Genomic DNA, 11,544 nt, shown 5'->3' with positions numbered 1-11,544 from the left:
AAAAAACTGTGGCGAGGGAGCTTGCTCCCGTTCGGCGGCGAAGCCGTCGCAAAAGTCCAGCTGACACAACGAGGTGAATGGGGCTGCTGCGCAACCCAGCGGGAGCAAGCTCCCTCGCCACAGGTATGTATTGGCATCGAGTGGGCGCTCCTAAACCGTCGCAGAGCCGACACGGCCCTTGCGCAATGCATCGATCACCGCTTCTTTCGGGCCGTCGGCGACGATCCGCCCGTTGTCCAGCACCACCAGCCGATCCACCAGGCTGAGCATCGAACTGCGGTGGGTGACCAACAGCACTGTTTTGCCCTGGACCCAGTCGTGGAGTTTCTGCCGCAGAAGGTCTTCGCTGCTGTTGTCCATGGCGCTGGTCGGTTCGTCGAGCAGCATGATTGGCGGATCGAGCAACAAGGCTCGCGCCAGCAACACCGCTTGCCGTTGCCCGCCCGACAGCAGTTGACCACGCTCGCCCACCGGCCGATCAAACCCTTGTGGATGCTGACGCGCCAGTTCAGTCACGCCGGTCAGCTCAGCGACTTCAAGCATCCGGGCATCGCTGACATAACGGGCGCCGAGGGTCAGGTTGTCGCGCAGGCTGCCGGCCAACAAGGGCAGGTCGTGGGCGACGTAGCCGATCTGTTGACGCAGGTCGGCGACGTCCAGTTGCCGCAGGTCCAGGCCATCGAGCAGCAACTGGCCTTCTTCCGGCGCGTAGAAACCCATCACCAGCCGCGCCAAGGTGCTTTTGCCCGAGCCGCTACGGCCGATGATGCCGATCCGCTCGCCCGGTTTCATGCTGAAGCTGACGTTGGCCAGGGCCGGCGCGTTCTGGCCGTTGTAGTGGAACGTTACGCCGCAGACGTCCAGGGCGCCTTGCAGTTGCGTGCGCTCCAGTGGCCGCTGCCTGGCGTCGCGCTCTTGCGGCAACGACATCAGCGAATCGGTGCTTTTCATGGTCAGTTGCGCTTGCTGGTAACGGGTAATCAACCCGGCGATCTGCCCCAGCGGCGCGAGCACGCGGCTGCCGAGCATATAGCTTGCCACCAGCGCACCGACGCTGAGGTTGCCGGCGATGATGCTATAGACCCCGGCGACGATGGTCGCCATGCCGGAAAACTGCTGAATGAACAGCGTGCCGTTGGTGGCCAGCGCGGAGAGGTTGCGCGCATGGCTGTCGAGGCGGGTGAGGGCGCCGTGGGTGCTTTCCCATTTGTGCTGGCGCTCGCTTTCAGCGCTGCAGGCCTTGAGGGTTTCCAGGCCGCCGAGGGTTTCGATCAGCAGGGCCTGGCGTTCGGCACCGAGGCTCAGACTCTTCTGCACGGTGTCGCGCAGGCGCGCCTGAATCACCATGGCGAAGAGAATCGTGATGGGGAAGGCCAGCAGCGGAATCACCACCAGCCAGCCGCCGAGCAGGCCGATCACCACCAGCATCAGCACGGCGAAGGGCATGTCGATCAGGCTGGTCAGCGTGACGGCGGTGAGAAACTCCCGCAGGCCCTGGAAGTCATGAATGCTCTGGGCGAAACCACCGATGGTTGCGGGTCGCGCTTTCATCGCCATGCCGGTGATGCGTTCGAACAGGGTCGCTGAAAGAATCACGTCGGTTTTCTTCCCGGCAGTGTCCAGCAAGTGTGCACGAACCACCCGCAGCACCAGTTCGAAACCGGTGCCGATCAGCAAGCCGATCGACAACACCCACAAGGTTGAAGTGGCCTGGTTCGGCACCACCCGGTCGTAGGTCTGCATTACGAACAGCGGCACCATCAGGCCCAGCAGGTTGATCAGGAAACTTGCCAGAATCGCATCGCTGTACAGCCATTTCGACAGCTTCAGCGTGTCGCGAAACCACGCCTCGACCCGCGGCACCAGCGGCGCGCGCAAGTCTTCGAGTTCATGCCGTGGCCGGGCGAACAAGGCCTGGCCGCTGTAGTTGGCGGCCAGCTCGTCCGTACTGACCCACTGTTCTCCGCCGTCGGCTTCGCTGGGCAGAATCAGCGCCTGACCATTGTCGCCCCAACGGCGCAAGACCGCGCAGCGGCCATGGTTGAGGATCAGCATCACCGGCAGGTTGAGCGCGGAAATATCCGCCAGTTCACGGCGCAGCACCCGCGCCTGCAAACTGGCCCGGGCCGCTGCGCGGGGCAGCAGGTCCAGGCTCAAGCGTTGGTGTGCCATTGGCAGCCCGGCACTCAGGCTGGCACGACTGACCGTCGCGCCGTGGAGTTTGCAGAGAATCAACAGGCCGTCCAGAAGCGGATCATCGAAACTAAGACGCGGATCGACACCCGTGTTGCCGGTTTCCATGCTGGTCACATTGATCGCTCCTACACGGCGTTACTTCATTTGAGTTCAGGCAAGCGCGCTTCGTTTTTCACTTCGGTGGCGGCGATCGCATCGGCGGGCAGCACCACCCGTTGCTTGCTCAACAACTGGCCCATGTTCGCCAGCACGCGGTACATCGAGAACTCCTCGGTGTAGCGCACTTCGGTGTAGCGGCGGTTGGCGTTGTAGAGCTCGTTTTCACTGTCGAGCAAGTCGAGCAGAGTCCGTTGGCCGAGACCGAACTGATCCTGATACGCCGCCCGTACTCGGGTGGTGGTTTCGGCGTATTCACGGGCGGTCGGGGTTTGTTTCTTGGCGTTTTGCATGGCGTTCCAGGCCAGGTGGATGTTCTCGTTGAGCTGGCGCAATGCGTTGTTGCGGATGTCCATCGCCTGGTTGATCTGATGCGCATCGGAGGCCAACCGGGCCTTGTCGCTGCCGCCACGGAACAGGTTGTAGTTCATCACCACGCCCACTCGCCATTCGTTGTCGTGGCCTTGATCGCCCTGCACATTGTTATTGGCGCCCACCGCTGCTTCGGCGTCGAAGCGTGGGTAGAACGGCGACTTGGCGACTTCGTACTGGCTCTCGGCCGATTGCACATCAGCCTGGGCGGATTTCAGGTACGGGTTGTTTTCCACCATGCTCTGCTGGGCTTCGGGCAGGGTGGCGGGCAGTTCGCCGCGGGTCGACGGCGGCGCTTCGAGTTCATCGGGCATGCGCCCCACGACGCTGTAAAAATTCGCTTCGGCATCGGCCAGATCGACTTCGGCGGTGTCGAGGTTGTTTTGCGCCAGTGCCCGGCGAGCGGTGGACTGGTCGGCGTCGGCGTTGCTGCCGATCCCACGCTGGGTACGCAGGCCGATCTGATCGTTGACCCGCATGTGCGCTTGTAGATTGTTCTTGGCCAGGGTCACCAGTTCGCGGCGCTTGAGCACTTCGAGGTACACCTCGATGGTGCGCAGGGCCAGGTCCTGGGCGGTGCCTTGAGCGTAATAGGCCCGCGAGTTGGACACGCCTTTGGTGCGCGCGACCTCGTTGGCGGTGTTGAAACCATCAAACAGCATTTGCCGCAGGCGCAGTTCCGACTGGGTGTAGGTGAGGATTTCGGTGTTGTGATTGCCTCGCGACCGGGTGGTGGTGTTATCGCTGTAGCCGCGACCATAGGCGGCGTTCAAATCCACCGATGGATAAAAGCCCCCTTTAGCGACTTTAATCTGCTCGTCGGCCGAGAGCCGGGCATCGACCCGAGACGCCAGTTCCGGGTGGGTCGCAATGGTGCTCTGGATCGCCTCGGTCAATGACATCGCCTGAGCCTGAGAAGCGCAGGCCATGGCCAGCAGAATCGCACTGCAAAGGGGGGTTAAAACGCGCATGGGTGCATCTCCCTGATTCCTGATGGTGCTTAGCGGTCGCCATTTTTTTGACGATATTTTTAGATGAAACCGTTTCATGCCTGTAACAACAGAGCTAAGAACATCCTGAAGCGTAGCTAAGAAAAATTTTTCATAAGGGCTATGCCAAAAAAAACTTATGCGGCCTGAAAAATCCAGCACATTGTTCAATGCGAAAGCCTTTGTTTTATTGGCTTTCTGGAACATCAACAGGGTTTTGGAAAGTTCCATTCACTTTTCGACACAGGGCGAAGAAGTGCTGGAGGGGAGGAGAGCGAGACGGTTTAGAGGCGACATTTTTTTGTCACTCGAGTGATTCAGAACCGTTACGCATGCGTTTGCAGGCCGGTCGTTTTGGAAGTGGGTCCCGATGCCATTGATTGCAGAGGGTTTTATCCCGATCCCAAGACACCCCCCTCGCGAGCGACACGCCTGGCGAGAGTGTCGGGAGGCAGCGGTTTACTTCAGGTAAACGCTTTCCGGCACGCGGGTCTCGGGCAACCTGCTTGAACCATGAGCACGTTTCTTCGCGCAAACAGGATGCCGACAGCAGTTGGCAGCGGAGGAATGCACATGGCAACGCTCATCGGTATCGTCAGTAAGGTCATCGGTCAGGTGTATGCAGTGGCGGGTGATGGCACTCGACGGGCACTGATCGAGGGCGATCGGCTGTTTGCCGGCGAGCAGCTGGTCACCGGGGCTGAAGGGGCGGTGGCGGTGCATATGCAAAATGGCCAGGAGCTGACGCTGGGGCGTGACAGCAGCCTGCAAATGAATGCCCAGTTACTGGCGCACCAGGTGCCGCATGTGGAGACCACTGATGCGGTAACGCCGAGCCAGGCGCAACTGACCGATGTCGAGCAACTGCAAAAAGCCATTGCCGCCGGTGCCGACCCGACCCAGACCGCTGAGGCCACCGCCGCCGGACCGGGCGCAACGGGCGCGCCCGGTGGTGCGCTGGGTGGTGGCCACAGTTTTGTGCTGTTGGAGGAAGTGGGCGGGCGGGTCGATCCCACGATTGGTTTCCCCACCGCCGGCTTCAACGGTATTCCCGAATTCCCCCTGGAACGCCGGGACGCTGCGCCGGACAACGGCGATAAAGGCATCGTTACGCCGTTTGCCGCGAACGTGCCGAATCACCCGGTCATCCTCACCGGCCTGTCGGTGGCGGGCGGTGAACTGACCCTCAATGAAGCCAACCTGGCGGACGGGTCGGCCAGCAACCCGGGGGCACTGACCCAGCACAGTACGTTCACAGTGTCTGCGCCCGACGGGCTGAGCAGCCTGAGCATCGGCGGGATCAGCGTGATCAGTGGCGGGGTGCCCATCGGTTTTCCGCAGTCGATCACCACTCAACTGGGCAACACCCTGACGATCACCGGCTACAACCCGGCCACCGGCGTGGTCAGTTACAGCTACACCCTGGTCGGCAACGAAACCCATTCCGCCGGTGACGGCACCAACAATCTCAGTGAACAATTCACTGTGGTTGCGAACGACAGCAACGGCGATACCGCCACCGGTTCGCTGGACGTCAATATCACCGACGATGTGCCCAAGGCCATCGACGACAGCAACGCCCATACCGCGTCGGAAACCCTGCTGACCCTGACCGGCAGCGTGCTGCCCAACGACGTCCAGGGCGCCGACCGCATTGCCACCGGCCCCGACAGCGGGCCGATCATCGGCGGTACTTTCACCGGGACGTTCGGTACCCTGGTGTTGAACGCCAACGGCACGTACACCTACACCCTGAACACCAGCGACGCCGATTTCAAAGCCCTGCACGGCGGTGGCAACGGCACCGAAAATTTCGTCTACACCCTTACCGATTCCGATGGCGATACCAGCACCGCGACGCTGGTGCTGAACATCCATAACAACGACGACCTGGTGACGCTCAATGGCCTGAATGCCGAAGGTGGCGAGCTGACCGTCAACGAGAAAAACCTCAGCGACGGCAGCAACCCTGATGCATCGGCGCTGACCCAGAGCGGCACATTCACCATTACTGCGCTGGACGGTGTGCAAACCCTGACGGTGGGCGGCATCGTGGTGGTTTCCGGTGACCTGATCACAGGCTTCCCGCATGCCATCGTCACGCCACTCGGCAACACGCTGACCATCACCGGTTACGACAATGCGACCGGCGTGGTCAGCTACAGCTACACCCTCGTCGACAACGAAATGCATCCGAATGCCAACGGCGCCAACAGTCTCTCCGAGCAGTTTGCGGTCACCGTGGTGGACGACAACGGCACCACCGCGACTGGCAGTCTTGATGTGAACATCGTCGATGACCTGCCTCATGCCATGGACGACAGCAACGCCAATACGGCATCGGAAACCCTGCTGACCCTGACCGGCAGCGTGCTGCCCAATGACGTCCAGGGCGCCGACCGCATTGCCACCGGCCCCGACAACGGGCCGATCATCGGCGGCACCTTCACCGGGACGTTCGGCACCTTGGTACTCAATGCCAACGGCACCTACACCTACACCCTGAACACCAACGATGCCGATTTCAAAGCCTTGCACGGCGGTGGCAACGGCACCGAAAATTTCGTCTACACCCTTACCGATTCCGATGGCGATACCAGCACCGCGACGCTGGTGCTGAACATCCATAACAACGACGACCTGGTGACGCTCGATGGCCTGAACGTCAACGGCGGCGAACTGACCGTCTACGAAAAAAACCTCAGCGACGGCAGCAGCCCTGATGCATCGGCGCTGACCCAGAGCGGCACCTTCACCGTCACCGCGCTCGACGGTTTGCAAACCCTGACGGTGGGCGGCATCGCGGTGGTCACCGGTGGCGTGGCCGCAGGCGTCCCGCAGTCGATCGTCACTCCGCTTGGCAGCACGCTGACCGTCACCGGTTACGACAGTGCGACTGGCGTGGTCAGCTACAGCTATACCCTGGTGGATAACGAAACCCACCCGAACGCCAACGGCACCAACAGCATCACCGAGAACCTCAACGTCGTCGCCACTGACGTCGACGGCAGCACGGCGTTGGGCCAGATCAACGTCAACATCGTCGATGACTTGCCCACCGCCAACCCTGATCACGCCTCAGTGGCCGAAGGCGCGACGGTCTCGGGCAACGTGCTGGGCAACGACATCGGCGGCGCCGACGGACCGGCCCTCGGCGGCGCGGTGGTCGGCGTGCGCGCCGGCAGCGACACCTCGACTTCAGCCATCGGTGGCTTGAACAGTCAAATCAACGGCACCTATGGCTACCTGACCCTGGATGCCAACGGCGATGCGGTCTATCACAGCAATCCAAATGCCGTGAACGGCCCTGGCGCGACCGATGTGTTCACTTACACCGTGCGCGATGCCGACGGTGATGAAAGCACCACCACCATTACCATTGACGTGGCCAACTGCACCCTCGTGGCTGCCACCGACACCGATGTGACGGTTAATGAAAAAGCGCTGGACCTGACCAAGGACGGGCAGGACCTGGCGGCGGGCACGGTCGTCGGCAGCGAGCCTGGCAACACCGGCGAAACCGCCTCGGGCACGCTGGTGGGTTCAGTCACCGGCACCAGCGACACCATTACGTACAGCCTGGTCGGCAGCGCCAACGGAACCTACGGGCAAATCCTGCTCAACCCGGACGGCAGCTACACCTACACCCTGACCTCGCCCCCCACGACCACCCCTCACGCCAACGACGGTGCGAACACCCTGAGCGAAAGCTTCACCTATCAGGCCACCGATTCTCTGGGCAACAGCGTCACCGGCACCATCGTGATCAACATCGTCGATGACGTGCCAACCGCTCGTGCCGATGTCGTCTCAGTGGCGGAAGGCGGCACGGTCAGCGGCAATGTGTTGGGCAATGATGTGCTCGGTGCTGACGGCCCGGCCTTGGGTGGCGCGGTGGTTGGCGTGCGCGCCGGCGGCGATACCTCGACTTCGGCTATCGGTGGTTTGAATACGCACATCAACGGCACCTACGGCTATCTCACTCTGGATGCCAACGGCAACGCCGTGTACCACAGCAATCCGAACTCGGTCGGTGAACCGGGCGCCACGGACGTGTTCACCTACACCGTGCGCGATGGCGACGGCGATGAAAGCACCACGACCATCACCATCGACATCTCCAACTGTTCCCTCGTGGTGGCCCCCGATAACGACGTGACCGTTTACGAAAAGGCGTTGGATCTGACCAAGGACGGCCAGGACCTGGCGGCGGGCACTGTCATCGGCAGCGAGCCTGACAACACCGGTGAAACTGCCTCGGGCACGTTGGTCGGTTCAATCACGGGCGGCACTGGTGCAATCACTTACGCTCTGGTCGGCAGCGCCACCGGCACCTATGGGCAAATCCTGCTCAACCCGGACGGTTCCTACACTTACACCCTGATTTCTGCGCCCACGACCACGCCGCACGCCAACGACGGACCGAACACCCTGAGCGAGAGCTTCACCTACCAGGCCACCGACTCTGTGGGCAACAGCGTCACCAGTACCATCGTGATCAACATCGTCGATGACGTGCCGTCGGCCCATTGCGATTCGGTTTCGGTGGTGGAGGGCGGCACGGTCAGCGGCAATGTGCTGGACAACGATGTGCTCGGCGCTGATGGCCCGGCCTTGGGTGGGGCAGTGGTCGGCGTGCGCGCCGGCAGCGACACCTCGACCTCGGCCATCGGTGGCTTGAACACGCAAATCAACGGCGCTTACGGCTACCTGATCCTGGATGCCAGTGGCAATGCGGTGTACCACAGCAACCCGAATTCGGTCGGCGAAGCCGGCGCCACCGACACCTTCACCTACACCGTGCGCGATGCCGACGGCGATGAAAGCACTGCCACGATCACTGTTGACGTCTCCAACAACTGCCTCGTAGCCGCCACCGATACCGATGTGACCGTCTACGAAAAAGCGTTGGATCTGACCAAGGACGGCCAGGACCTGGCGGCGGGCAGCGTCACCGGCAGCGAGCCTGGCAACACCGGTGAAACCGGCTCAGGTACGTTGGCAGGCTCGGTCTCTGGCGCCACGGGTGCGATCACCTACACCCTGGTCGGCAGCGCCACCGGCACCTACGGGCAGATCCTGCTCAATCCCGACGGTTCCTACACGTACACCTTGACCTCGGCGCCGAAAACTTCGCCCAACGCCAACGACGGCGCGAACACCCTGAGCGAGAGCTTCACCTACAAAGCCACCGATGCGCTGGGCAACAGCACCACCGGCACCCTTGTGGTCAGCATCGTCGATGACGTGCCTCACGCCGTCGCCTCGGACCGTTCGGTGCCGGCCGTGCAGATCGACTCCAACCTGATGCTGGTGATCGATGTATCCGGGAGCATGGACGACCCCTCCGGCGTATCGGGCCTGTCGCGGCTGGACCTGGCCAAGCAGGCGATCAGCGCGCTGCTCGACAAGTACGACAATCTGGGTGACGTGAAGGTACAGATCGTCACCTTCAGCAGCAGCGCCACCGACCAGACGTCGATCTGGGTCGATGTGGCGACGGCCAAGTCGATCATCGCTACGCTGACGGCAGGTGGCGGCACCAACTACGACGCGGCCGTGGCAACCATGGAAACCGCATTCGACACCTCGGGCAAACTCATCGGGGCGCAGAACGTCGGCTACTTCTTCTCCGATGGCAAACCCAACGAAGGCGACATCGGCACTGCGGACGAGATCGCGCTCAAAGCCTTCCTCGACGCCAATGGCATCAAGAACTACGCCATCGGCCTGGGCAGCGGCGTCAATAACGCCAGCCTCGATCCGGTGGCCTATGACGGCAGCACGCACACCGACACCAACGCTGTGGTGGTGACCGACCTCAACCAACTCAACTCGGTACTTTCGGGCACCGTGCAAGGTGCGCCGGTCACCGGTTCGTTGCTGGGCGAGGGCGGTACATTTGGCGCCGATGGCGGTTTCATCAAAACCCTCACGGTCGACGGCACCACCTATACCTACGACCCGAAAGCCAACAGCAATCAGGGTTCGCTGAACTTCAGCGGCGGCGCCAACCACGGCACCTTCAACACCGTCGACAACACCCTGAGCATCGCCACCAACAACAGCGGCACGCTGCTGGTGAACCTCGACACCGGCGAGTACACCTACACCTCGCAGAAAACCACGGCCGTGCAGATCACCGAAAACATCGGCTTCACCGCCAGCGACAACGACGGCGACCTCACCAGTTCGACCCTGACAGTCAACGTGATTCCGAATTCGCCACCGGTGGCAGTCGATGATCACATCATCACCAACGTGCTGTCGGGCAGTATCGTGGTGCCGGGCGAGCTGCTATTGGCCAACGACACCGACCCCAACGGTGATGCGCTCACGGCATCGCCGACTACCTTCAACACGGGTTGGACGGCCAAGGGAGCGGACTTTACCGGCACCAACTCGAGCTTCAGTTTCACCGGCAATAACGTCCAGGCCGTGACCATCGCCCGCAGTGCATTCGTCGCCAACGCTGCCGCCATGACCGCCATGCTGGTGGTCAGCGGGGCCTTGGGGGCGGTCAGCACCAACAATACCAACGATGAGGACCGCATCACCGTCAACCTCAAACAGGGCGAGACCCTCAACCTGGACCACAACCTGGCGGCCGGCCACATCACCATGGAGTACTCGGTCAATGGCGGCGCTTACATGGCTCTCGCCGATGGCCAGACCATCACCGCCACGGCGGACGGCACGTACCAGATCCACATCACCAACATTGACGACGGGGGACCTGGCAACAGCGGGAAGGGGGCGGAAAACTATCAACTGACCATGACCGTCAACTACGCCGGAGCCCAGGACTCCACGCCAGACTTCCACGGCACCTACACCGCGAGCGACAACCACGGCGGCAGCGACAGCGCGGCAGTCGACATCACCTATCAGGCCGGCCATACACTGACCGGCACCTCGGGCGATGACGTGTTGATCGCGGGCACCGGCAACAACATTATCAATGCGGGTGACGGCAACGATGTGCTCACCGCAGGCTCAGGCAATAACGAGATGCATGGCGGCGCCGGCAACGATCTGCTGTTCAGCGGGCCGGGCAACGATTGGCTCGACGGCGGCACCGGCAACGACACCGCGAGCTACGCCCATGCCACCGCTGGCGTGACTGTCGACCTCAGCCTGCTCACTGCGCAAAACACCGTTGGCGCAGGCACCGACACCCTGACCGGCATCGAAAACCTCACGGGCTCGAACTTCAACGACAGCCTCACGGGCGACAACAACGGCAACATCATCAACGGCGGTCTGGGTAACGATGTGCTCAACGGCGGGGGCGGCGACGACTTCCTGATCGGTGGCCTGGGCGACAACACCCTCACCGGCGGCAGCGGCGCCGACACCTTCCAGTGGCTTAAAGGCAACAGCGGCCACGACGTCATCACCGACTTCACCCCGGGCACCGACAAACTCGACCTGTCGCAACTGCTGCAAGGCGAGAACGGCACTGCGGCATCGCTGGATGACTACCTGCACTTCAAAGTCACCGGCAGCGGCGCGACCCTGGTCACCAGCATCGACATCAGCGCCATGGCCGGTGCCACGCCGAGCCAGACCATCGACCTGGCCGGTGTGAACCTGGCCAGCCACTACGGCGTCACCCCCGGAGCGAATGGTGTGATTGCCGGCGGGGCGGACACTGCGACCATCATCAACGGCATGCTCAATGACCATTCGTTGAAGGTAGATACGGTGTGATCTGAAACGACAAAACCCGCTATCCCGGTGAAAGGGGATGGCGGGTTTTTTGTTGGTTGAGGATTTATCTACCGGCCCTGTGCCCGGATACACCTCATGTGGCGAGGGGGCTTGCCCC

At 62.1% G+C, this 11,544-nt stretch carries 3 protein-coding genes; 1 reads left to right on the top strand and 2 read right to left on the bottom strand.

From position 1 onward, the window contains the following. Window positions 1–150: 150 nt before the first annotated feature. Window positions 151–2,310, bottom strand: a complete 2,160-nt coding sequence (locus AC1DIS_RS05865) for a type I secretion system permease/ATPase (RefSeq protein WP_477743408.1) — start codon at window positions 2,308–2,310, stop codon at window positions 151–153. A gap of 26 nt (window positions 2,311–2,336) precedes the next feature. Then, window positions 2,337–3,695: a TolC family outer membrane protein gene (locus tag AC1DIS_RS05860; RefSeq protein ID WP_019648053.1), complete on the bottom strand. Its 1,359-nt coding sequence runs from the start codon at window positions 3,693–3,695 to the stop codon at window positions 2,337–2,339. Between the two features lie 591 nt (window positions 3,696–4,286). Between AC1DIS_RS05860 and AC1DIS_RS05855 the strand changes: the two genes are divergently transcribed. Further along, window positions 4,287–11,426: a retention module-containing protein gene (locus AC1DIS_RS05855; protein ID WP_477743409.1), complete on the top strand. Its 7,140-nt coding sequence runs from the start codon at window positions 4,287–4,289 to the stop codon at window positions 11,424–11,426. Window positions 11,427–11,544 lie beyond the last annotated feature (118 nt).

Source organism: Pseudomonas sp. 05N433, assembly GCF_056396925.1.
The sequence above is the reverse complement of the archived record's forward strand: the minus strand, read 5'-3'. Positions and strand labels throughout refer to the sequence as shown.

Excerpts from the sequence above, each read along its gene's own strand:
- AC1DIS_RS05860 (WP_019648053.1), bottom strand. The coding sequence starts at position 3,695 with ATGCGCGTTTTAACCCCCCTTTGCAGTGCGATTCTGCTGGCCATGGCC.
- AC1DIS_RS05855 (WP_477743409.1), top strand. The coding sequence starts at position 4,287 with ATGGCAACGCTCATCGGTATCGTCAGTAAGGTCATCGGTCAGGTGTAT.